This window comes from Acidimicrobiales bacterium (genome assembly GCA_041394185.1).
In the GTDB taxonomy this organism is placed as follows: domain Bacteria; phylum Actinomycetota; class Acidimicrobiia; order Acidimicrobiales; family Poriferisodalaceae; genus JAAETH01.
This window is the reverse complement of the sequence record JAWKIQ010000004.1, coordinates 327,459-351,280: the sequence shown is the minus strand read 5'-3', so window position 1 is coordinate 351,280 and position 23,822 is coordinate 327,459. Positions and strand designations below refer to the sequence as shown.

General features: G+C 64.3%; 20 protein-coding genes. 7 read left to right on the top strand and 13 right to left on the bottom strand.

The genetic code is table 11. The features are described from left to right. Positions 1 to 24: 24 nt before the first annotated feature. Positions 25 to 1,527, top strand: a complete 1,503-nt coding sequence (locus tag R2770_19500) for an AMP-binding protein (protein ID MEZ5282649.1) — start codon at positions 25 to 27, stop codon at positions 1,525 to 1,527. Positions 1,528 to 1,606: 79 nt separating this feature from the next. Continuing rightward, the gene (locus R2770_19495; protein ID MEZ5282648.1) at positions 1,607 to 2,608 is read left to right on the top strand and encodes a hypothetical protein; all 1,002 of its coding nucleotides are present in this window, start codon (positions 1,607 to 1,609) and stop codon (positions 2,606 to 2,608) included. An 86-nt stretch (positions 2,609 to 2,694) separates the two neighbouring features. Here the strand turns inward: R2770_19495 and R2770_19490 are convergent, their stop codons facing one another. From R2770_19490 to R2770_19475, 4 genes are read right to left on the bottom strand one after another with little or no spacing between them, the layout of a single operon-like run. Continuing rightward, entirely contained in the window at positions 2,695 to 3,048 is a 354-nt protein-coding gene (locus R2770_19490) for a hypothetical protein (protein ID MEZ5282647.1), read from the bottom strand. After that, the gene (locus R2770_19485; protein ID MEZ5282646.1) at positions 3,045 to 3,290 is read right to left on the bottom strand and encodes a hypothetical protein; all 246 of its coding nucleotides are present in this window, start codon (positions 3,288 to 3,290) and stop codon (positions 3,045 to 3,047) included. The genes R2770_19490 and R2770_19485 overlap by 4 nt, the downstream gene beginning before the upstream one ends. A gap of 49 nt (positions 3,291 to 3,339) precedes the next feature. Further along, positions 3,340 to 5,568, bottom strand: coding sequence for a 6-phosphofructokinase (locus tag R2770_19480; GenBank protein ID MEZ5282645.1), 2,229 nt, complete (start codon positions 5,566 to 5,568; stop codon positions 3,340 to 3,342). Then, the gene (locus tag R2770_19475; GenBank protein MEZ5282644.1) at positions 5,568 to 6,728 is read right to left on the bottom strand and encodes a hemolysin family protein; all 1,161 of its coding nucleotides are present in this window, start codon (positions 6,726 to 6,728) and stop codon (positions 5,568 to 5,570) included. The genes R2770_19480 and R2770_19475 overlap by 1 nt, the downstream gene beginning before the upstream one ends. Before the next feature lie 95 nt (positions 6,729 to 6,823). On the opposite strand from R2770_19475, the gene R2770_19470 reads away from it, so the two are divergent. Continuing rightward, positions 6,824 to 8,197 carry a DUF222 domain-containing protein gene (locus tag R2770_19470; protein ID MEZ5282643.1) on the top strand — a complete coding sequence of 458 codons (1,374 nt, stop codon included), beginning with the start codon at positions 6,824 to 6,826 and terminating at the stop codon, positions 8,195 to 8,197. Here R2770_19470 and R2770_19465 read toward each other — a convergent pair. Both R2770_19465 and R2770_19460 read right to left on the bottom strand, forming a co-directional pair. Further along, positions 8,183 to 9,559: an MFS transporter gene (locus R2770_19465; protein ID MEZ5282642.1), complete on the bottom strand. Its 1,377-nt coding sequence runs from the start codon at positions 9,557 to 9,559 to the stop codon at positions 8,183 to 8,185. The genes R2770_19470 and R2770_19465 overlap by 15 nt on opposite strands. Further along, on the bottom strand, positions 9,556 to 10,143 hold the full coding sequence (locus tag R2770_19460; protein ID MEZ5282641.1) for a helix-turn-helix domain-containing protein: 588 nt from the start codon (positions 10,141 to 10,143) through the stop codon (positions 9,556 to 9,558). The genes R2770_19465 and R2770_19460 overlap by 4 nt, the downstream gene beginning before the upstream one ends. Positions 10,144 to 10,271: 128 nt before the next feature. Between R2770_19460 and R2770_19455 the strand changes: the two genes are divergently transcribed. Next, positions 10,272 to 11,237, top strand: a complete 966-nt coding sequence (locus R2770_19455) for an LLM class F420-dependent oxidoreductase (protein MEZ5282640.1) — start codon at positions 10,272 to 10,274, stop codon at positions 11,235 to 11,237. Positions 11,238 to 11,266: 29 nt separating this feature from the next. On the opposite strand, the gene R2770_19450 is transcribed toward R2770_19455, so the two are convergent. From R2770_19450 to R2770_19430, 5 genes are read right to left on the bottom strand one after another with little or no spacing between them, the layout of a single operon-like run. Then, a complete protein-coding gene (locus R2770_19450; protein ID MEZ5282639.1) occupies positions 11,267 to 11,782 on the bottom strand; it encodes a peptidylprolyl isomerase in 516 nt (171 codons plus the stop codon). Between the two features lie 45 nt (positions 11,783 to 11,827). Then, entirely contained in the window at positions 11,828 to 12,850 is a 1,023-nt protein-coding gene (locus tag R2770_19445) for an alpha/beta hydrolase (protein MEZ5282638.1), read from the bottom strand. Between the two features lie 51 nt (positions 12,851 to 12,901). Beyond that, positions 12,902 to 13,192, bottom strand: a complete 291-nt coding sequence (locus tag R2770_19440; GenBank protein MEZ5282637.1) for a hypothetical protein — start codon at positions 13,190 to 13,192, stop codon at positions 12,902 to 12,904. Next, a complete protein-coding gene (locus R2770_19435; GenBank protein ID MEZ5282636.1) occupies positions 13,189 to 14,400 on the bottom strand; it encodes a radical SAM protein in 1,212 nt (403 codons plus the stop codon). Before R2770_19435 ends, R2770_19440 begins: the two co-directional genes overlap by 4 nt. A 2-nt stretch (positions 14,401 to 14,402) precedes the next feature. Next, on the bottom strand, positions 14,403 to 14,624 hold the full coding sequence (locus tag R2770_19430) for a hypothetical protein (protein ID MEZ5282635.1): 222 nt from the start codon (positions 14,622 to 14,624) through the stop codon (positions 14,403 to 14,405). Positions 14,625 to 14,831: 207 nt separating this feature from the next. On the opposite strand from R2770_19430, the gene R2770_19425 reads away from it, so the two are divergent. The 3 genes from R2770_19425 to R2770_19415 are packed head-to-tail and all read left to right on the top strand — an operon-like array spanning position 14,832 to position 21,664. Next, entirely contained in the window at positions 14,832 to 17,075 is a 2,244-nt protein-coding gene (locus R2770_19425) for a Pls/PosA family non-ribosomal peptide synthetase (GenBank protein MEZ5282634.1), read from the top strand. Between the two features lie 6 nt (positions 17,076 to 17,081). Further along, on the top strand, positions 17,082 to 18,035 hold the full coding sequence (locus R2770_19420) for a DapH/DapD/GlmU-related protein (protein MEZ5282633.1): 954 nt from the start codon (positions 17,082 to 17,084) through the stop codon (positions 18,033 to 18,035). Further along, complete coding sequence (locus R2770_19415; protein MEZ5282632.1) at positions 18,035 to 21,664, top strand: amino acid adenylation domain-containing protein; 3,630 nt, start codon at positions 18,035 to 18,037, stop codon at positions 21,662 to 21,664. The genes R2770_19420 and R2770_19415 overlap by 1 nt, the downstream gene beginning before the upstream one ends. Positions 21,665 to 21,701: 37 nt before the next feature. Here the strand turns inward: R2770_19415 and R2770_19410 are convergent, their stop codons facing one another. Next, entirely contained in the window at positions 21,702 to 22,367 is a 666-nt protein-coding gene (locus tag R2770_19410) for a hypothetical protein (protein ID MEZ5282631.1), read from the bottom strand. 448 nt (positions 22,368 to 22,815) lie between these two features. Next, entirely contained in the window at positions 22,816 to 23,604 is a 789-nt protein-coding gene (locus tag R2770_19405) for a DUF2716 domain-containing protein (GenBank protein ID MEZ5282630.1), read from the bottom strand. Positions 23,605 to 23,822: the final 218 nt, after the last annotated feature.

The window sequence follows — 23,822 nt, the reverse complement described above, 5'->3', positions numbered from 1 at the left end:
ATCGACAGTTTCGAGGGTCGTCTCATGAATCTAGCCACGTGGGTCATTCGCAATGGTGTGCGCTATCCCGACGGGCCTGCACTGGCCGTCGGCGAGGAGGTTCACGCCACCTGGGCTCAGTTCGCGACCCGCGTCGCGCGCATCGCGGGCGGTCTATGCACCCAGCTCGGTCTGCAGACCGGCGATCGAGTCGCCATCGTCATGAGCAACCGGCCCGAGTACCTCGAGGCGCTGTTCGCCATCTGGCATGCCGGACTGGTTGCCGTGCCCGTGAACGCCCGCCTGCACCCCGACGAGGTCGCCTTCATTCTCGAACAGAGCGGTGCCCGCGTGGCCGTAGCCGACGAGGAGCATGCCGACGGGTCGAGCGTGGTAGCCCCTGGCCCGCAGTGGGACGACCTCGCCGGTGCCGAACCGATCGAGCTGGTCGAGCGTCTTCCCACCGATGCCGCTTGGCTGTTCTACACCAGCGGCACCACGGGCCGACCCAAGGGCGCGACGTTGACCCATCGCAACCTGCTCATGATGTCGCTCAGCTATTTCGCCGACATCGATCCGATAAGCCACCGAGATGCCGTGCTTCATGCAGCCCCCATCTCCCACGGCTCGGGCCTGTACGGGTTGCCCCACATCGCCCGCGGAGCGGTCAGCATCACGCCGGCCTCGGGCGGGGTCGACGGCGCCGAGATAGCAACAGTGTTGGCACGTTGGTCCGGCGTCTCGTTCTTCGCGGCGCCGACGATGATCAAGCGACTGACGACCGACCCGGCGATCCTGGACGCCGACCTCACGGGGCTGAAGACCATCATCTACGGCGGGGCGCCGATGTACCTGGCCGACCTTGAAATCGCGCTCGAGGTGTTCGGGCCCAAACTCGCCCAGATCTACGGCCAAGGCGAGACGCCGATGACCATCACGGCCCTGTCGAAGGACGACCACGCCGATCGAGACGATCCCCGCTGGCGCGATCGTCTGCAGAGCGTTGGCGTGGCCCGCACCGATATCGAGGTGCGTGTGGTCGACGACGACGGCACTCCCCTGCCGGCTGGGGAAGTCGGTGAGATCGTCGTACGAGGCGATGTCGTGATGGCCGGGTATTGGCAGCAGCCCGAGGCAACAGCCGAGACCCTCCGCGACGGATGGTTGCACACCGGCGATGTAGGAAGCTTCGACGTCGAGGGATACCTGACCCTGCGCGACAGGTCCAAAGATCTCATCATCAGCGGCGGGATGAACATCTACCCGCGCGAAGTAGAGGAAGCCTTGCTGCGCCACGACGGCGTCGCTGCAGCTTGCGTGGTGGGTCGCCCCGACCCCGAGTGGGGAGAATCGGTGGTGGCGTTCATTGTGGCCACGGATCCCGCATCGGCCCCTACGACCGACGATCTGGATCAGATCTGCTTGGACAGAATCGCCCGCTACAAGCGACCCAAGCAGTACTTCTTCGTCGACAGCCTGCCCACCAGCAACTACGGCAAGGTTCTCAAACGCGAATTGCGTCGGCGGCTCGAGAACGACCTGTCCTAGGGCGACCACGCCCACCGAGTTCGTCTGAGCGGCGGCCACGTAACCCCCGTCGGCGCGCGGCCATTAGCGTGTCCGGGCGATGAATCTCCCCCCGGAAATCGATCACACCAAACACTGGCTCGACGGCCTGCCCGAACGCGAGATGTACGACATCTACCGCGACACGTTGGGCAAACGGTTCGCCGCGTTCCAGGTTCGCGATTTCGACGACGCCCGTTTCGACATGGCCCAGACGTTGCACCAGCACGACCCCTCGCGCAGCGTCGACCAAACCCTGGTCGATGTGATCTTGACCCGCGAAAGCCATGAACGCCTGCAGAACCAGCTCGACTCTTACGCCTCCAAACACGGCCTGCGCGGCTGGGTCGACAGTGGCGAGTCGGTGCTGATCGTCACCGATCACGGGCAGTTCACCGACGTTCCCGTGGTGGCCGAGACCATCGGCCGCATGGGTTTCGGAAGCCGACACACCACCGTCCAGGTGGTCAGCGAGATGATCAGCCTGATGAGCCTCGACATCGGCTACGGGCCCTACGAGATCATCCGAACGCTGAGCCACATCAGTGGTGTGGTGCAGACGGTGCCCCGCCTGGACGGATCGCCCAGTGAGGCCCTGCGCGAATACCGGCGCCGCAAGAACAACACCGGCCTGAAGGTGCTGGAGGCGGTTCGTGACACCCCGGGGTCGGTGACGGTGATGTCCCTGGTCGCCAGACACAACACGACGTCGAAGAACGGCAGCACGCTCTACATACACGAGCCCAACCGTCGCACCCTCGAGGGATACGTCGCCCCGAACGTCAAGGTGGTGCCGATCTGCATCGACTGCCCGACCTTCCAACCCGACGGGTCGGTGGTGCCTGCCGATCTTCAGTTCGAGCTGTTCGACCCGGTTCGAGTCACCGACAGCCGCGCCGACACCAGGGCCATCGTCGAGAAGTTCCGCGACGCCACCAACCGCATGGTGGGCGACCGCTATCGCAACGGCATCAAGGTGCGATCGTGGCGAGCCCAGACCGCAGCCCAGCGGGTGCGGTCGGTGCTGCACCCCGACCAAGAGGCCACCGACTCCGACTATTGAGGCGCCAAAACGTCCCCGCGGGGACGTTTTTCACCCCGAGACCGACACGGTCTTCACGGCGTCGAGAGCGATCGGCGCGACCTTGATCAGTAGGCCTCGAAGCGTGCGCCAAGGGCAGTCATATCGGTGGGGTCGCTGGTCAAGATGAACGTGCCCAACTGCTCGGCCACAACCACCAGATGGGCATCGACGACGTCGCTTGCGCCGCTACGAGCCAGCTTGCGTCCTACCGACACAGCCTCGTCCAGCGCATGTACCTCGAAGTACCGAACAGCGCGGGCGAGGTTGGCCTGCCTGGCGGGATCGCGCCAAACCTGGGCCAGCACCGGGTGAGTGGTGTGGAGCTCCTCACCGCGTTCGACTGCCCGCTTGATGAGCGCCCACAATCGCGAGTTCAGTTTTTGGCCATCGACGATGAACGGCCCGGCGTCGACGATCAACGGCCGACACCCTGGCGATCGAGGACCTCGTCGGCCCAGTCGAGATGCGCCTGATCGATTGGGCCTTCCTGCGACTCCCACGAAGCGATCAGGTCCAGCATGGCCTGGCTGCGGCGCCGCCGTTTCACCTCGGCCAACAGCGACCGCTTGATGGCGAGTTTCTTCGTGCCATCGATGGCGACGAGCTCGGCGAGAGCTTCTTCCATCTCGTCGTCGAAGTTGATCGTGGTCTTGCTTGCCATACAAAGATGGTAGTTAGGCCATACTTGTATGGCAACCGATGCCGGATCGCTAGTGGACCGAGCCGCCCATCACCTCGGCCACGGGCAGCAGATCCATCCACGCCTGCTGGCGAGGGCGATGCACGTCGGGTGCCACCAGCGACGGGAACTTGGCCATTGGTGTGAAGACGACCTTGCCGCCCTGGAGCCCCACCATCGAACTTGCGGTGTCGCCGGCCAGCGCCTGTTGCACGACGTGCTCGATGCTGGCCCAAGTGAGCCTGGTGGCCTGAATGCGGTCGAACGGCGACGGGTCGCCGCCCTGTTGAACGTGCCCCAGGATCGCTCCGCGAACGTCGAACAGGCCCTCTCCCTCGCGCTCGAACAGCGCCTTGATGAAGGCGGTCGTGTACACCTCGTCGGCGTGCTCGCTGCGAATCACCAGGCCCAGACGCTTGCCGTGCTCGAACCCCCGCTTCAGCTCGGCCAGGTCGGTCTCGAGGTCGCGAAGCGAGATTCCACCCTCTGGCAGGTAGACGTGCTCGGCTCCTGTGGCCAGCCCGCTCATCAGCGCCAGGTAGCCACAGTCGTGGCCCATCACCTCGACTATGAACGTCCGCCGCGACGCCACCGCCGACTGTTTGATCTTGTCGACGTCCGAAACGATGCTGTTCAGTGCGGTGTCGGTGCCGATGCTCAGCTCTGATGCCGGAAGGTCGTTGTTGATCGATGCCGGCACGCACACCACCGGAACGTCCAGCCCCGGCACGACCTTGGCCAACTGCTCCATGTCGTACACCGACTGATAGCCGGCCCATCCGCCCACCATCAGCAGTCCGTCTATGCGGTGAGCCCTGATCTGATCTGCGACCTCGGCAAGCATGTCGGCGGTGGCGACCGAGCGGCTGGTACCCAGTTCGGCGCCACCGCTGCCGACCCAGCCGGACACGCTCATCCAGTCCATCTCTTCGACGTCGCCGCGGGCCAGGCCGCGAAACCCACGGCGCACACCCATAACCGTGTGGCCCATGTCCAGCCCGGCTCTCACCGCGGCGCGAACCGCGGTGTTCATCCCCGGGGCCGGGCCGCCCCCGTGCACAACGGCGAGCCTCAGGGTGCGCTGCCCTGGCGCAGGGGTGTGTGGCCGCGACCGCACCATCGTGCGCACCATGTGGAACGAGTCGCGGAAGCTTCCACCGCGCATCTCCATCGCTGTCTCGTAGTCGCGCTCGGCGATGACCGAAGCCACGGACTTCGTCTTTGCGACGTTGTCCATCAGGTTCGAGCTGACGATCTCGTTGCCCTTGATACCCACCATCTGGGGTTCGCTGGCCGGATCGGCCACCAGTTGCTGAACGGCTGCGTAACCCAGCACCGTGCTGAGGAAACGGTCGAAGGCGCTGGGCGAACCGCCGCGCTGCACATGGCCCAGGCTGGTGACCCGGGTGTCTTCGCCGCGGAGGTCCTCGAGCACCTCCTTGACCTGTTGGGCGGTGATGGGGTTGCCGTGTTTGTCGTGAGCGCCTTCGGCCACGATGACGATGTTCGAGCGGCGACCGATCTCGCGGCTGCCCTTGACTGCCCACGCCAGAGACTCGCGCCAGTCGTCGGTTTCCGGCGGGCTCTCGGGGATGAGCACGAAGTTGGCACCGGTGGCCAGCGCGCTCATCACCGCCAGGTAACCGCAGTTGCGGCCCATGACCTCGACCACGAAGGTGCGCTGATGGCTCGACGCCGTGCTTTGGATTGCGTCTATGGCCTCGGTGATGCGATGCAGAGCCGTGTCGGCACCGATGGTCATGTCGGTGCCGAACATGTCGTTGTCGATCGAGCCGACCATGCCCACCAGCGACAGGCGCTGATGTGCTTGGGCCTGGGCAGGCTCGATTTCGCCGAGCTCGACCAACTCGCTCAGCAGTTCGGGCCACTCTCGACGGAAGGTGTCTGCACCGGTGAGGCTGCCGTCACCGCCGATCACGACCAACGCGTCGATCCCTCGCTGCACCAGATTCAGCGCGGCGCTGCGACGTCCGTCCCTGGTGCGGAAGGCCTCGCTGCGCGCTGTGCCCAGCACCGTGCCGCCTCGATACAAGATGCCGCCCACATCACTGGAGCCGACCTGGCGGATCAGGTCTCCTCCCTCGACCAGGCCGCGCAGCCCCTCCGACACGGTGAACACCTCGAGGTCGAGGTGTAGCGCGGTGCGAACCACGGCCCGCACGGCGGGGTTCATGCCCGCGGCGTCGCCCCCGCTGGTCAACACGGCCAACCGCGACGGCCGCTCCTGTGCGCCCAGCATCAGTTGTCGGAATGGTCGGGTCGGTTGCCGGTGAGCCCCAGGCGGATGGCGGCGTCGCGCTCGCCGTCATCCAGCAGCCCATAACGCGACGCGCGTGCGCGCCAACGGTCCTTGGCCAGGGCCTGCATGTCTTCGGTGGTGTCGGTCTCGTCGGTTATCTCCAGGCCGATCAGCGTCTCGATGATGTCCTCCATCGTCGCGATGCCGGCGGTGCCTCCGTATTCGTCGAGCACCAGCACGATGTGGGCGTGGTCTTCGATGAGGTTCTCGAACGCCTCCAGCAAGGGGGTGTCGGCCCGCACGGCAACCAGGTCTCTGCGCAACTCGCTGAGCCGGGTGTCGTGTGCGTCTTCGGCGACCTTCGCCAGTGCGTCTCCCAGCAACACATAGCCGGTGATGTCGTCGCGGTTCTCCGAATAGATCGGATAGCGCGAGAACTGACCCTTGGCGTCGACCAGTTCGTCGACCGATGCGGTCTGGGGGAAGGCGACCACAACGGTGCGGGGCGTCATCACATCCGACACGCTTAGGCCCTCGAACCGCAGCAGGTTCTTGAACAGGCGAGCCTCGCCCTCTCGCAGCACCCCCTCATCCGCGCCGATGTCGGCCAGCGCCGCCAGCTCGCCACGGCTGACATCGCTCTCCTTTTCACCGCGGGTCAGCGCCTTGGCCAGCCACTGCGACATCAGCACGAGCGGATAGAGGAGGTAGATCAGAGGCTTCAGCAGGCGTGCGACCATGGGTGCGAGCCCTCGCCAGTACACGGCGCCCAGGGTCTTGGGGATGATCTCGCTGAGCACCAGGATTCCCAAAGTCAACAGCGCCGAGAACACGCCGATCGCCCCGTTGCCGAAGTATGCAGCGGCCTCGGCGCCGGCCCCCGCGGCGCCGATGGTGTGGGCGACCGTGTTCAGGGTGAGGATGGCGGCCAATGGTCGGTCGACGTCGCTCTTGAGCTCGCGGAGACGCTGGGCGATTGCGGGCTTCTCAGCCTCGAGAGCACCCACGTAGGCGGGCGAAACGCTGAGCAGCACCGCCTCCATGATCGAGCACAGGAACGACACCCCGATCGCAACCACGATGTATACGACCAGCAGAGTCAACGAGCCGGAGCCACCACCGTCGGATGGGGCCACCGCTGCGGCGAGGATTTGGACCATGCGGCGAGCCTACCGAGCACCCGGCCCTCGCATCGGGAGCGTCCCACCCCCTATCTAGGTTGATTGTGTCGGCACAATCGAAACGGGGGTACTCCTTGATTCCACTAGAGCGTCTCGAGGACAACATCACACAGCTGTCGGGTCACATCGCGGCGGCTTCGGCCCAGCTGTTGCGTTGGATCTCCGACTACGACCGCCGCGAGGGGTGGCGGTCGTGGGGGTGCAAGTCGGCCGCCCACTGGCTTTCTTGGAAGTGCGGCGACGACCTGCACACGGCACGAGAGAAGGTGCGCACGGCCCGAGCGCTCGACGATCTTCCGGCGATATCGGCGGCGTTTGCCGCGGGCGAGCTGTCGTATTCGAAGGTCAGGGCCATCACCCGCGTTGCACTGCCAGAAGACGACGCCGAGTGGGTCGACCGCGCCAAACACTCCACCGGCGGCCAACTCGAGCGCACTGTCGCAGCGGTCAAGGCCGCCCTCGACCGCGACGAGAACGCCGATGCGGCCTCGGCGTTCGCCAGGCGCAACGTCAAGCGGTCGCGACGCGAAGACGCCCTGGACATGCTGACGACCGTGGGGCCTGCGGATCTGGTCGAGACCATCTGGGCGGCGCTCGACGTGGTCGCATCACAGATGCTCGACGATGCCATCGCCGGCACCGACCAAACACGCCACTCGGCCCAGGTCGAGCGCGGCGGCATAGGGGCCGTGCGGTTCGACGCCTTGGTGCGTATCGCCGAGCAGGTGCTGGCCGCCAACCCGGTCGCTGCCCACCGTGGCGACGTGGGTCGACTGACTCTGGTGGTCGACACCGACGGGCTGCAAGAACTCGCCGACAGCGAAGGCACCCAAGCTGATGGCAGCGGCGGCGAGGTGACGCTGTCGGGCAAACGTGTTGCACCCGAGGTCGCCAAGAGGTGGGCGTGCGACATCAGTTCGTCGGTCATGCTCGAGGCCGGCGGCCACGTCCACGACGAGGGCCGCCAGACGAAGCTCCCCAATCGCCGGCTGCGCCGCGCGGTGCACCGCCGCGACGACGGCACGTGCCGTTTTCCCGGATGTGGCGCCACCACCTGGCTCCATACCCACCACATAGTTCACTGGGCCAACGGCGGCCCGACCGATCTCGACAACCTCATCAGCTTGTGCGGCTTCCATCACCACCTGGTCCACGAAGGGGGTTGGTCGGTTTCGCTCGACGGCGGACAGGTCAGGTGGGCCACGCCCGATGGCACCGAGCTGGCAATCGAACCGCTCGGCGGATCCGTCCAGGGTGTGCTCGACGTCGCCCCGCCCGGGCGCATTACCTCACAGTCCATCCAAAGCCTGTGGGCCAACGACCGTCTCGACTTCGGCTTTGTCGTAGCCGTGCTGACCGAACACTGCCTGGCTACCCGAGAGGCCAGAAAACGTCCCCGCGGAGACGCTTTTTCACCGTCGCGTTCGCCAGGGTCAGCGGTCGTGTAGGTGGTGATCGTCCCGGGTGTGAGGGTGTTTGTGGCGCATCGGCGGGTGGTGATGCCGGTGCCGATGCGGGCCTTCGACGGGCGGATAGTGGTGGTGATCGTGATGACCGTCGCCGTGGGTGTGCAGGTGGTCGTGTTCCATCTCGTCGTGCACGTGGTCGTGGTCGTGTTCGAGATCGTCGGGAAAGTCGCGCACCCGCCGCTGGCCGACCACCACGGCAATCCACAACACCCCGATGGCGGCGGTCGCCAGCCACAGAGACCGCCCCAGTTGGTCGCCCGCAGAGCCGGCCAGCAACAACAGCACGGCCATGTAGCTGAGACGACCGGCCAGGCTCAGCATCGAAAGCAGCGTCGCTCGGCTCTTCGCATCGACATGGGCAGCAACCACAGCGGGCACCAGCACAGAAGAGGCGGCAGCCTGCACCCGCCTCAGCGTCAACAACGGCAGCACCCAGCCGGCGGCCACCACGGCCATTGCGCCCATGACCACCAGCGGCACAGCTGCCAGCAACAACAGCACGGCGGCCAGACCGAGGCGGCCAACCGTGGCCGGAAGGCCCTTCAACGACAGCGCCGCCACGGTGGCCACCACCGCGGCGATGACGCCGGTCGACAACGCCGCCCATTCGGTCGCGTCGGTGGTCGCGCCGAATACGTCGGTCAGGTAGGCGGGGGTCAGCTCGGCCACCAGGTGAACCGCAACCACCTGGCTGATCATGTACAGCCCCACCCAGGCCAGCAGCGGGTCTTTCAGCCGAGCGGCCGATCTTGCGATGTCGGCCCGAAAACTCGGCGACTGGTCGCGTTCGGCCGGAACCTCCACGAACTGCATCGCCACCACAAGCTGGGCGATGGCGAACACCAGCGACAAGACGAAGGGCAGCCTCAGGTCTGCCATGGCCAGCGCGCCGCCCAGCAGCGCACTGACAGCGCTGACGTACAGCAATCCTTGGCGGCTCGACGCCTCTCGTTGGGCGAACTCTGCGGCCCGGCCCTCGGCCTCTAGTGATTCGAGGTGAAACGTAACGTCGGTGCCCGACAAGAACGCGTAGCCCGCAGCCAGCAGCACCTGTCCGAGCACCACTGCAGCAAGATCGCCCAGCAGGAACATCGAGTACGCGCCCGCCCACGCCACGGCGACCACTCGCAAGGTCAGCACCCGCCCGAATCGGTCGCTGAGCCACCCTGACGGAACCTCCATGACCACCACGGCGGCGTAGTACACGGCCTGCAGTCGCAGCGCCGCGGCCAAGCCGAACCCGTCGATCAGGAACAGCATCATCGTCGGCACCCAGAACATGGCGCCTGCCAGGAGTTGGTGCCGTCGATACCAGGCGAGGTTGGCAGAAACGGTGCTCATGCTCGCTCTCGTTGCGCATCGACCGCCGTTGCGACCAAGGCGGCCAACGTGCTCAGTCGATGTCGAAACACGTCGACTGTCGGCTGGTCGAAGCGAAGGCCCTTTGGCGCCAATCGCAACATCTCCAGCCACGAGTCGCGCTGCCGGCGGGCCTTCGAGCCGCTGCTGGTCGAAACAGACGCCAGGTACGCGGCGAGGCCGTCCGCGAGCCTCGAGATCACGGCGGCAGTCGCAGACGCCAGTTGTTCGTTCTTAGCCCCGGTTATCTCGTCGACGTGAGGTGAGGCCGACATTCGTTCGAACAGGTCGCCTTCGTAGCGTTGCAGAAACCCGTCGAGACGTTCTGCTGTGGTGCCGGGCTGCTCCAGCGCGTCCAGCGCGTTGTCGACCAGCTGTTCGAACAGCCCGACAAAGGCCGAGGAGAAGATCTCGTCCTTGTCGCTGAAGTACTGGTACAGCGCCGGACGAGACACTCCCGCTGCCTTGGCGATGTGGGCCATCGATGTGCCCGCCACGCCGCGACGAGAGAACTGGTCGACGGCCGCGGCCAAGATCGCAGCGCGTCTCGCTTGTCCACGACCCATGGGCTTCCTTGAGCCGGGCTCATGATTCACCACGACCAGATGTTGACACACCTCGCCGTATGTGTCAGGTTTCGACCTGACGAAATCTGGCCTTTGCGTCAGGTACTCACCAACGAGGAGCTCCTCCGATGACCAGGCTCGGCTACCAGATTCCCAACTTCACCTATCCAGGCATCGACGGGGCCGAGATCTTCGGCAACGTGGTGGCGCAGGCAAAGGCAGCCGAGGCCGCAGGTTTCGACCGTGTGTTCCTGATGGACCACTTCTACCAACTGCCCGGCATCGGCGCCCCCGACGAGCCGATGTTCGAGTGCTACTCGATGCTGTCGGCGCTGGCCCAGCACACCCAGTCGGTCAGGCTCTCGGCCCTGGTGACGGGCAACACCTACCGGCACCCGACCCTGCTGGCCAAGACCATCACCGCACTCGACCACGTGTCGGGCGGGCGAGCCACGCTGGGCATCGGCGCCGGCTGGTTCGAGCTCGAGCACAACTCGCTCGGCTACGAATTCGGCACCTTCACCGACCGCTTCGAGAAGCTCGAGGAGGCGTTGCAGATCATCGTCCCGATGCTGCGCGGAGAGACGGTGACCCTCCAGGGCAAGCACTATCAGGTGAACAACGCCGTCAACTCGCCGGCTCCGATCTCGCGCATCCCGGTCATGATCGGCGGATCGGGCGAGCAGAAGACACTTCGCATGGTGGCCCAGTACGCCGACGAGTCGAACCTGACCGGCACCGTCGAAGAGATCCCCCGCAAGCTCGACGCCCTGGCCGCCCACTGCGAACGACTGGGCCGCGACCGCTCGCAGATCAAGGTCACCAAGCTGTTGATGGTGCTGGTCGCGCCGACGATGGAGCAGGCCGAGGCCGACCTGCGCAGCGTGGCCGAGGCCAAGGGTTGGAACGACGCCATCATCGAAATGGCCAAGGGCGTGTTGATCTACGGCGACCCAGACACCGTCGGCGAGAAGCTGCAGGCATGTATGGACACCGGCATCGACGGCATCACGATGAACCTGCCGGCCAACGGCCACATAGTCGACCGCATCGGCCTGTTGGGAGAGATCGGCCTGGCCGCGACGGCTGGGTGAGGGCCACCCAAGCCGGGCAGGCGTCGAACTCAGTCCTGGATGGTGATCTTCACCATCTGGACTGGGGTGGTCGGGCGATCGTTCTGGCCGGTCGGCGTCTGCTCGATCTTGTGTACGACATCCATGCCTTCGGTTACCCGGCCGAACACGGGGTGCTTCGACTGTCCGGGCGTGAACCAGTCGAGGTAGTGGTTGTGGACCGTGTTGATGAAGAACTGGCAGCTACCGCTGTTGGGGCGGCCGGTGTTGGCCATCGACAGCGTGCCAGGCTCGTTCGACAGCTGGTGTTCGGGCGGGTGCTCGTCGGCGATGGTGCCGTTGGGGCTGTTGCCGGTGCCGGCGCGAGGGCTCTTCGGATCGCGCGAGTGGGGGCAACCGAACTGGATCATGAAGTTGTTGATCACCCGGTGAAAGTGCAGGCCGTCGTAAAAGCCGCTCTTGGCGAGCTCGATGAAGTTGCCTGCAGTTATCGGCATCTCGTCGGCGTACAGCTCGATGGTGAACGTGCCGAGTGATGTCTCACAGGTGGCCGTGGGGTTAGCCATGGAATTGCCTCCGGTCGGTTGCGGGCGAGCCGACAACGCTATCGGCTAAGCCCCGACCACGCGGAAGAGCCAGTCGGCGAGGTGGCGATTGACGTCGGCCGGGCGCTCCTGGGCCATCCAGTGTCCGCTGTCGACGATGTGCTCGGTCAGATTCGAGCACAGGGCGCGCATCGGTTCGGCCAGCCGCGACTCGACGGATTGGCACGTGTAGTCGTATCGACCGTGGAGGAACAGCACCGGCATGTCCAGCCGGCCGCCGTTGACGGCCTCGCGGCTGTACTCGGCGTTTGCCTCGTGGTTCATGTACCAGGCGTCTGGCCCGAAGAAGCCGTTGCGGTCGAGCGCGGCGGCGTAGAACCGTAGGTCGGTTTCGGTGACGACGTCTGCGTCCATCGCAAGCTCGGGGAACTCGTCGGCACCTCCCAACCAGCCGCCGCCAGCCCGGATGCTGGCGGTCGACGCCGGCTTTCCCACACCACCCGGGTCGCCCTTGCGAAACAGAGCCCTGACCATGTTGTAGGCGTTGGCGCCGAAGACTTGGCTGGCCCGTTCGAAGCTCTCGCGGTAATACAGCATGTAGTCCCACTGACCGGCCGGATACTGATCCTCGGGATACACGTCGCGGTCGACCAGCTCGACGAGAGCGTCGAGGCCGCACTCGACCGTGGCGTAGGGAACACACAAGCTCGCGACCGCTCGGCAACGATCGGGATGATGGCTGGCGATGTTCCACATAACCGGGCCTCCCCAGTCATGGCCTACCCAAATCGCACTCCGCTGGGGCCCGCCGAGATGGTCGTGCAATTCGAGCATGTCGGCGACGATCTCGAGTTGGCAGAACGCGTCGAGCCGGTCGTACGTCGACGACCGGCCATATCCGCGCATGTCCGGCGCAATCACCCGGAATCCCAGTCCGGCAAATACCGGCAGCTGGTTTCGCCACGAGATCGACAGCTCGGGCCAGCCGTGCACGAAGACCAACAGCGGCCCGTCCACAGGGCCGGCGGCCAGGTAGCCGGTGGTGTGCCGGTCGCTCTTCAGAGTGTGCTCGGTGATTTCAACGCTCATCTGCGAAAGCTAGCCCACCCCTTCGGCCCAACACCCAGAGCCACCTAGGCGTCAGCCCACGATTATTGGCTTCTTGAACCAGCCTTCGCCGATCTCCATCCAGCCTTCTGTTGCGGCGTTGATCGGTCGACCGATGAGGTCTCCCATGCTCCTGATGCTGATGTCGCGGAAGTTCATCTTGCTGAACCCCGTGACCTCATCGTCATCAGCGGACCCGCCCCGGGCGAGCACCTCTTGCAGAAGTGCGCGCTCTTCGCCTTCGAGCCCGGCTGCGAACTCCTCTAGCTTCGCTGCGAGCGACCCGACCAGCTCCTCGCCGACCGTGGTTTCGTCGTTGCTCATGTTCGTGTCTCCTCGTTGATATTGCTGGATCCGGAAAGGTCTTCGAATCGATCTCGGGTCGGTATCGAGCCGGGTCGGCGCTCCGCGATCTGCACCGAGGTTCTGGTGACAGATGGTGCGGCCTCCTCGCGTGCAATCAGGTGCTCGATGAGGGTCTTTTGGCCGCAGCACGACGGGTCGTACTCGGGATCGTGACGTACCGCGCTGTAGCGCTCATGAGGGCACCAGCCTGCACAGATGTCGAAACCCGAGCAGCTCGACATCGCAGCCACTTCGCGCTCGTTGCGGCCGCGCAGGTTTGTGGCGTTGGATGAGGCTCGGAAGTCCGAGAAGGTGTCCTCCAGAACGTTGCCCAGCGTGTAGTCGGGGTCGCCGACGAACAGATCGCAATGGGCGACCTCGCCATCGGGCTCGACGACGAAGTACTTGCCGACACAGAATCCCGACAAGGTGCAGTGGCGCCGTCCCGATCCACGAATCTTGGTGCGCAAGGCTTCGAGCTCGCGGACCTGGATGTCTGGGTCGCCGTGGGCCGCGAGGCATTCGTCGACACCGATCAGGAACTCGCTCATTTCGCGCGGCGTCACATAGTGGGGCGTCGCTTCGCCAGGGGTTCGCTCCACTTGGCTCGCCGGCTTGGCGGCCAGCAGGCCGTAGGCCTTGATGTCTTCGGCGATGAAGAAGTCGACGACCCTGCGAGGGCCAAGGTCGAGGACGGGGCGGTCGACGACCATCAAGACTCCGACGTTTACGCCGCGATCGACGAGTGTCCGCAACCCGGTTCGCACATCACTCCAGGACGGTTTGCCGTTCGCGTAGAGGCGGGTCCGATCGTGAATGGCCTCCGGACCGTCGATGGAGACGCCGACCTCGAAGTCGTGTCGGGCGAGGAAGTCCGCCCACTCGCCGTCCACGCGTGTCGCGTTGGTCTGGATGGTGTTGCGGACGATCTGTCCGGTGCGGCGGAAGCGGGCCTGCAACAGCATGGCCCGTTCGAAGAACTCCATGCCGAGCAGTGTCGGCTCGCCCCCGTGCCAGACGAACTCAACGACCCGGTGTTCTTGGTGGCGCAGGACCCGTGCGATCGTGTGCGCCAGAACCTCGAATGACATGATCTGGTTCTTCTCGGCACGCCAGTCGTAGCAGTAGTCACAACGAAGGTTGCACAACCGCGTGGCCTTCATGATGAGGGTCACCGATTCGCTCACGATCAGATCTCCGCTGCGAGTCGGTCTACGAGCGCGCTCTCGGTCTCCGAGAATGGCTCAGCCCGTCCGCTCAGGGCGAAACGGTCAGGGGCGGGCAGCGACGCCCAGACGATACGTTCCAACTCGGCCTGCTCTGCTGGTTCCAGTTCAGCGTGGAACGCCACGAGACGTTCGACCAGTGCCGCAACCGTCGCCGTCTGGTCTGGTGAGAGATCGGGATCCACGTCCTTCTAGACGGTCGCGAGCCGGTGTGGTTACACCTATCAATTCGACACTTGCAGCGATGCCATCACCACGAAGAGAGTTATCAGCCCAAAAACAACGCTACTCAAACTGCAACTGGGACCAAGGGCCCTGGACACCGCCGGCAGGTGGCGAATAGTCGAAGTAGCGGGCGCAACGGCATGCGCCGCGACTCTGAGGGGCTTCCAATGGGTGGAGCAGGAGCCATTTCCCGAGCTGGACAGGTCGCGATCCGCAAGGAACAGTCTTCGATTCTGCTGGCGCTCACAATCGCGCTCGAGTCGGTACTCGAACGTGACGGCATCGACGCCGACGCCGACTTCTTCGACGAGCTCGAGGCCGATTCGTTGCTGATCGCCCAACTCTGCGCTCGCCTGCGCAGCGTTCCGGGCCTGCCGCCTGTGGCAATAAAGGACGTCTACCAGAACCCCACGGCGGCACGGCTGGCCGATCACCTCGAGCACCAGATAGCGATCGCACAGACGTCCCATTCCGACAATCGAGCGGGACAACGCGATACCGACGGACCGCGCACGACCCTGCACTCCTCGGCGGCCCCAGCATCGACGGCCTCGTATTGGCTGTGCGGAGCACTGCAGCTCGCAACGTTCATCGTCACCGCCCTGGCACTGTCGCTCACCCTGTCGTTTGGATACGAGTGGGTGGCGAACGGTTCTGGAGCGGTCCAGACATACCTGCGGGCGATCATCGTGGGCAGCGGACACTTCGTAGGCCTGGCCCTGTTCCCAGTTGCACTCAAGTGGACCCTTGTCGGTCGTTTCAAGGTGGAGACCATTCCCATCTGGAGTCTCCGATACTTCCGCTTCTGGCTCGTCAAGACAGCGCTTCGGGCAAATCCGGTCGTGTTGTTCGCCGGCACACCCGTCTTCCCGGTGTACCTGCGGTTGCTCGGCGCCCGCATAGGCGAAGGCGCCGTGATCTTCTCTCGTGGAATGCCTGTCTGCACCGACCTCATCTCTATCGGATCTGGCGCGGTGATCCGGCGCTCGGCAGTGTTCAGTGGCTACAGGGCAACCGGCTCGGTCATCCAGACCGGAACGGTGCGCATCGGCGACAACGCGTTCGTCGGTGAAGCCACCGTCCTCGAGATCGACAGCGAGGTCGGCGACGGCGCCCAACTCGGCCATTCGTCTTCGCTGGGGGTCGGCCAGTCGATCCCTGCGGGCCAGCGACGGGTCGGCGTGCCCGCCACGACCGATAGCGACGTCGACTACATGGCCGTCGAAGCGGGCCTCGCGTCCACCCGTCGACGGTTCGGCTACGGCCTACTGCAGCTGTCGTTCCACCTGCTCGTCACCCTCCCGCTCCCGACGGTGGCGTTTGGAGCGCTCGCCGACTGGCGTTGGGCGATGAGTGAGACCGACAGCTTCCTGGGTATCTCGGCGGGCTTCGACCTTGTATCGGTTCTGATCCTGTCCGGGCTGGTGTTCGTGACCCTGATGGTCGTTCGCCTCGCACTTGCGGTGGCGGCGGGACGAGTCCTGTCGGTGTTTGTCCGGCCGAACACCACGTACAGCCTTTACGGCCTTCACTACATGGCTCAGCGCGGAATCGAGCGTTTCACGAACTCGAAGTTCTGGACCTGGCTGCTCGGGGACACCTCTTACATCGTCCACTACCTGAAGCTGATCGGATACGACGTGTCGTTCGAGAAGCAGACAGGGTCGAACTTCGGAACCAGCGTCGTCCACGAGAACCCGTACTACGTCTCGGTCGGTCCAGGCACCATGGCCGCCGACGGCTTCTACGCACTCAACAACGACTACTCGAGCACGTCGTTTAGGGTGAACGAGGTTCGGGTTGGTTCCGACAGCTTCTTCGGCAACAACATCTTCTACCCGTCCCACAGCACCGTCGGCGACAACTGCCTGCTGGCGTCGAAGACGGTTGTACCCACATCCGGCGAACGACGCGACGGAGTCGGATTCCTCGGATCGCCCGCGTTCGAGATACCTCGATCGGTTTTTCGCGATCAAGAGTTCGCCGAACTTCGTGAGAGCGAGCAGTTCCCGCGCCTGCTGAGGGCGAAGAACCGAAGCAACATCGCTTCGATGATCTTGGGCCTGTCGCATCGGTATCTGTTGACCACCACGGTTGTTGCAGTCGCTGTAGGCGCCATAGACGCTTTCGATGCGCTCGGCCCGTTGGGCTTGTTCGCGACGGCCATCGCTACAGCCATCGTCGCTCCGGTCTATCTGGCGGTTGCCGAACGCGCCAGCATCGGGTTCCGCGACCTCGAACCGATGCACTGCTCGATTTACGACCGGAGGTCGTGGCGCATCGAACGGTTCTGGAAGCTCAGCTCGCAGCCGGCGGTGTTCAACGGCACGCCGTTCAAGAGCGTCATGTGGCGGCTTTACGGGGTTCGGGTTGGCAAGCGCCTGTTCGACGACGGCTGCGCACTCATCTAAAAGACCATGGTCACCATCGGCGATGACTGCGTATTCAACGCAGGTTCTCTCATCCAGCCGCACTCGCAAGAAGACGGCTCGTTCAAGTCCGACGACATCGTCATCGGATCGGGAGTCACGCTCGGGGTCGGGAGCCTCGTGCACTACGGCGTGACGATGGGAGACGGAGCGACGCTCGATGCGGCCTCGTTCCTGATGAAGGGAAGCGACGTCGTGCCGGGCAGCCACTGGGGCGAGAACCCCAGCCGCGAGCTCGAAGCACTCATACATATAGACCAGGGGGCGGAACTCGTGTCGACCACGACAGATGCAACAACAACCACCAACGCACCGATTGAGACACTGGACAGCAGGCGCTATTGGCACGACGTCTTGATGTCTGGCGGTTTCACACCGCTACCGCGTTGGACGATCGACCTCACCGATCGCGTCGCCGACACGAGTGTCGGCATCGACACAGAATTGATGGCTCGGGTCCGCGACCTGTCGGAGCGATTCAACACCTCGGTCACAGCGGTCCTGTTGGCGGCGCACACGCACGTTGTGGCGTCGCTCACCGGAGAACGCGACGTCGTCATGGGCCTGATTCCCGACGACGAGGTCCAAGTCGCGCTCCCGTGCCACCTCAGCATCGGTGGCGACAAGACCTTCGGTGAGCTGGTTGGCGATGCGGCTTCGGTCGCCGCGGACGCGACCAGGCACGCCGGGTTCGACCTGGGCGCGCTGCGATCCGACCTGAACCTCGAAACGCCATTGTTCGAGACGGTGGTGGGGTCGCTGGACAACACCGGCTCGCTCCCAGACGCCGTGTGGCTGGGTGTCGGCGTGTACGGGGGCATCGCCGGCTCACACCTGAGGGTGCGGCATCACACCAGCCACTTCAGCGCCGAATACGCGACGCGAATCGCCGGGTACCACGTTCGGGCGCTACGTCTGCTGTGCGACGACCCGGGGCAATAGTGGCTCGCCACAGCGTCGTCGGAGCCGACGAACTCGAGTTCCAGATCGAAGGGCTCAGCGGGCCTGAACGCGAGCTGCCGGACAAGCGCATGCATGAGCTTTTCGAAGAGCGAGCCGAACGTCATCCCGACGCGATCGCAGCGCGCTGTCGAGGCGACGCGTGGACGTACGCCCAGCTGAACGAGAACGCGAACCGTATCGCCCATTCTCTGATCGAGAACGGTGTCACAACCGAAACGGTGGTAGCCGTCGTCACCGAACGAAACCTCGGGTGGATGGCGTCGGTGCTGGGCGTCTTCAAGGCGGGTGGGGTGTATCTGCCCATCGAACCGCACTTCCCTCCAGGCCGCATCGAGCGAACCCTGGCCCGGGCGGGCTGCACCTTGATCGTGACCGAGCGGGGCAGCACCGAAACGTTGACCGAGGCGCTGAGCTCGCTGCCACCCTCCAGGCAGCTGTATGTCGAAGACATGCTCGCGAGTTCGGCGGCGGTAACGAACCCGAACATCGCTGTCGGGCTGCATCAGCTGGCCTACATCTACTTCACCTCGGGTTCGACGGGCGAACCCAAGGGCGCAATGTGCGAGCACGCCGGAATGATCAACCACCTCTACGCCAAGATCGACGACTTCGGCATCGGCGAGGGTGAGATTGTCGCCCAGATCGCGCCCCAGTGCTTCGACATCTCGCTGTGGCAGCTCGTGTCGTCGCTGCTGGTTGGTGGCTCGACGCTCATCGTCGACCAGGACACCATCATGCAGCCCGACCGGTTCGCCGAGCTCATCGTCGAAGCGAAGGTCGGCGTTATGCAGGTGGTGCCTTCGTACCTCGAAGTGCTGCTGACATACCTCGAACAACACCCGGTCGAACTGTCCGACCTGCACTGTGTATCGGTCACCGGCGAGGCTCTCAGCCTCGAGCTGGCGCATCGGTTCTTCCGGTCGCTCGACGGCATCAAGCTCGCCAACGCGTACGGTCTGACGGAGACTTCAGACGACACCAACCACGAGGTGATGACCGAAGCGCCCTACGGCACCGTGCCACTTGGGCCGTCGGTCAACAATGTGTACGTCTATGTAGTCGACGAGTTCCTCGCCCCCGTTCCACTTGGCGCACCTGGCGAGATCGTGTTCTCGGGTATCTGCGTGGGTCGGGGCTACATCAACGATCCAGACCGCACCGCCCAGGCATACCTCGCCGACCCCATCCGCCCGGGTGAACGCTTGTATCGGAGTGGTGACTTCGGCAGGTGGCGTCCCGACGGGAAGCTCGAGTACCTCGGGCGCCGCGACGCTCAGGTGAAGATCCGCGGTTTTCGAATCGAGATCGGCGAGATCGAGAACACCCTGCTGACCCGCGATGGCGTGCGACAGGCGGCCGTCGTCGTCACCGACAAATCAGATGGCGAGCAGCATCTCGTCGCCTTCCACTCGGGCGCCCACTGTTCTGCGGCCGATCTGCAAGACCACCTCGGTCGTTCGTTGCCCGAGTACATGGTGCCGACCGTGTTCCACTGGATGGAATCGTTGCCGCTGACCGACAACGGCAAGATCAACAAGAAGGCGCTGAGAGCGCTGGCGGCCGAGCTCGACAGTCCCGTCGACGACTACGAGCCGCTCAGCACCGACACCGAACGGCGACTGGCCGACATATGGTCGGGCATTCTCGCAGTTCCCGTCGACGAGATCGGACGGCGAGACAACTTCTTCGATCGCGGAGGCAGCTCGCTGTCGGCGGTCGAGCTGGTCGTGGCTCTCGACGGTGCCGTGACGCTGAAGGACGTCACAGGCACACCCGTGCTGGCCGACCTGGCTTGCGTACTCGACGGCGACGAGGCCACGTCGGACAGCTTGTTGCAGCGACTGTCCGACAGCGACGACGGACGCAACGGTGTTCTCGTGTGCATGCCGTACGCGGGTGGGAATGCCATCAACTTTCGGGCGCTCGCACAAGCACTGAGCGGATCAGGGTTGGCGGTACATGCCGTCGAGTTGCCCGGCCACGACATGGGCGAGAACGACGACGATTTCGTGCCACTTGGCGAGGTGGCCGACAGGGTCGCTGCCGAGGTCGCGGCCCTGAGCGAACGCCCGGTGGCGCTTTGGGGGCACTCGGCTGGAACTGCGTTGGCCTTGGAGGTAGCCCGACGACTGGGCAACAAAGGTGTCGAACTGGCGGCTGTGTTCGTCGCCGCCCAGATGCCCGGCGACGTCGCCCTCCGGCGGTCGTTCCTGGACGACCTGTCGGCCATGAGTGACCGCAAGATGGCGACGTCTCTTCTCGAAGCCACGGGCTACGCCGAAATCGAGCACCTCGACGCAGGTCAGCTGGGACAGCTCGGCGCTGCGTATCGACACGACGTTTCCAACGCCAGTCGCTTCTTCATCAACGAGCTCGAGAGTTCGGCCGCCGAACCGATGGCGACACCGCTCATCGTCGTCTCAGCCGCCGGCGACGATGCGACGGCCGATGCGTCGTCGCGTCTCGGCGAGTGGGAGCGCTTTGCCGAAACAGTCCGGTTGATACAACTCGAACGCGGCGGCCACTTCTTCATCCGCACCGAACCGTCGCTCGCAGCTGGAGTCGTTCGCCAGGTGATGCTCGGCGAGGACGTCGCAGCCGAAGCGAGCGAACCCGAATCGGGCCATACGTCCGCGGCTCGGGTTGGCGCCGAAGGAGCCGAAGCCGAGCCCTTCGAGGTGTCGCTCGGCGAAGGTCGACCCCCGCTAGTCGTCGTCGATGACAAGCAACCCGCCGACCGATGGGTTGCGGCCCATCAGGCCGCGCTCCGATCGGCTATTACCGAACATGGTGCCGTGCTGGTCAGGGGGTTGACCATCAACGGACCAGACCTGTTCGCAGCGGCAGCTCGATGCATCGCAGACGAACTGGCCCGAGACACAGAGGCCTTCGCCGAACGCATCGAGCATTCGCCACGGATCTACTCCTCATCGCAGTGGCCGGCCAACCAGCAGATGTGTATGCACCACGAGCTCAGCTACGTACACCGGTTCCCATCGAAGATCATCTTCGGGTGCTTGCAGGCCGGCGAGAGCGGTGGCGCGATTTCGCTGGCAAGGTCATCGGAGGTGCTCGGCCACCTTCCTGGCGACCTGGTCGAGCGCTTCGAACGCCATGGCTGGATGCTGTGCCGTTGCTACAGCGAAGACATCGGCCTGTCCGTCGGCGAGGCGTTCGGAACCGACGATCGGGCAGCGATCATGCGCTATTGCCGCGACAACGGCATCGACCACGAATGGCGACCCGACGGCAGCTTGATCACAAGGCAACGCCGCGACGCAGTGATCAAGCACCCCGTCACCGGAGAACGCAGCTGGTTCAACCAGATTGCGTTCCTGAACGAGTGGACCATGAAACCCGAGGTGCGCCAGTTCTTGATCGACACCTACGGTGAGGACGGGCTGCCGTTCACCACCCGGTTCGGCAACGGCGACCCGATCGGGCCCGACGTCGTCGAAACGATCAACGCCGCCTATGACAAGTGTGCGATCAGCGAACCGTTGCGCACCAACGATCTGTTGTTCGTCGACAACATCGCCATGGCACACAGCCGAGATCCGTACACCGGCAATCGTCAGGTCGTGGTGGCGCTGGCCGATCCGGTGTAGGTCACGGCCGGGGCGGCCTCGTTCACATGGCGGAGCCTTAGCGCGTGGCGGTAGCGGCCATCCCGATGTTCGGATAAGGGATCGGAACGCCCGGAGGCGTAGCCGGTGTCTTAGGCGGAATCAGGAAGACCGACACCGGGTAGCTGGTGTTGTCGAGACTCACCGATCCACCTGGCGCCGCGGGCGGTGTTCTCGAAAATCCGCCCACACGCAGCGATCCGCGGTAGTCACCATCGTTGTCGACGATCCATCCGGCCACAACACCGTCGGCTTCTGCCTCCGGTCCGGTGATGCGCAGAAGCCCGGCTCCCGGCTCGGCCGCCACGGCCTCGAACTCGTGGCGCTCCCCATCGCCGAGAGTCACCGACCCGCGGTAGCCAGTGTCGGACAGAGTCGCCGAGACCGAGGCACCGACCTCGTTGCTGAGCTCGATTCCCGACCCTTCCGCTGGACCTGCAAACCACTCGGAGATGTCCTGCGACCCGTCGCAGACATATACGACTGCTTCGCCGCCACCCAACAACAGGGCGACGAAGGCGTCGGTTCCTTCGACCGTCCCCACGAACCCGCGGCCCGCCTCGGTGAGGTCTTCACCCTGGGTGCCCTGGCCGCTGTCGTCGTCTCCACAACCGCCTACGGCCAACACCGCCGCCGTCAGCATCGCGACGAACACCCATCCTGCAGTCGATCGGATCCGCCCCATGCTCACCAAACCTAACCGGTGCGAACGCCCGCCATCCCAGGCTGGCACCGAGCCGACTCCATGACCTCGATCGAGGACACCGCCAATGTCGGCGCCGCTCCGGCAGCGGCCCATCGATGCACCCACCGGCCCTCTCTGACCGAGGGCTCACAACCTATAGGCCGATATCCGAAAGAGGCCTCCGCACTCCAGGCGAATCCACCGCACCACGCCCAGGCTGTCAACCACTAGAACCAAGTCCGACCGATCCAACCGCGAAAGCCCGGTCGCTGGCTCGAATCGCCATGCGTTCTCAAGATCAAGCACCGAATAGTGTCGATAAAGGGTGGCACGTGCCCTTACTGCCATCGACCGACGACGTCTGGCTTGACGCATTCGGCTATGTACACGACCCAGGCACCAAGAAGGCTGACGTGGAATCCGGAAGGGGCGAGAAGGCCTCCTAACTTCAATCAAGGCTCCTGTCGTCCCGGAGTACAGGCAGAAGCTGGCTCAGTACGGGCTCGACGGTATCGACGAGCGGGCGCCCGAAAATGCATAGCGTGTTCCTCCAGGGATCGCCGATGGATCCAGAAGTCATGTCTGCGCTCAGGAAGGCGTAGAAGTCGTAGTAGGCAATCGGAGCAACTTCGCCCAACATCTTCTGATAGCTGACCTCGGAGGCTCGGCTATGCCAAAGCAGATGAGTAGGATGCTGCCAGTCGAGAACCACAATGGGCTCACTGTCTTTCAGGCTGTTCGAGATACCCCAGATGACGGCGAAGTTGACGGCGTTGGATAGCCATTCATTTGAGTGGTGCCCGGAGTAGATCGGTTCGAGCGAGTAGACAACACTTCCCTTCGGCTCGATGAACGAACGACCGTCTGGCTCACGGTTCATTGGGCTGAACTCGAACTCCGAGTAGAACCTGTCCCAGTATCCACCCTCTTCAACCCGCTCCCATATTGGGCCCGTATCGACCGCCTCTTCGTCATCATCGGAGGCTTGATCGAAGAGAAGACGCCAGTCAGAAACTGCCGTGTGGGCGTAGCGTGCGAGCTCCTTGATATCCCCGCTAGCGAGCTGGATGACCCTACTCCTGATCTTTGGGGGTGTCTTGACCAGGCCATAGGTGCAGAGCCATGCCTCATCCATTAGTGCGAGCACGTTCTGCGCAGCGGCCACATCATCGAATCCGAAGTGTGCTTCAATTTCCGCGAGATTGTTGGCATCCGCCCTGTCATGTTTGGCCGACATTCGGCTCCTTAGGCTCCAAATGCTGATTCTGAAGAGACACGAGCCCACATCTGCACATGGCCACATCTACCGTCCCGTTCGTGCGGCCACTGAGAGCGAACGATCTGACCACGATCGACTTAGCCAGCACCTGTCACAACTCGTATAGCACATGGACCTCCAACCAGAGCCAACTCACCTCCACAAGGTCTGCAACGTCCCCTCCCTCAGCAGGAACG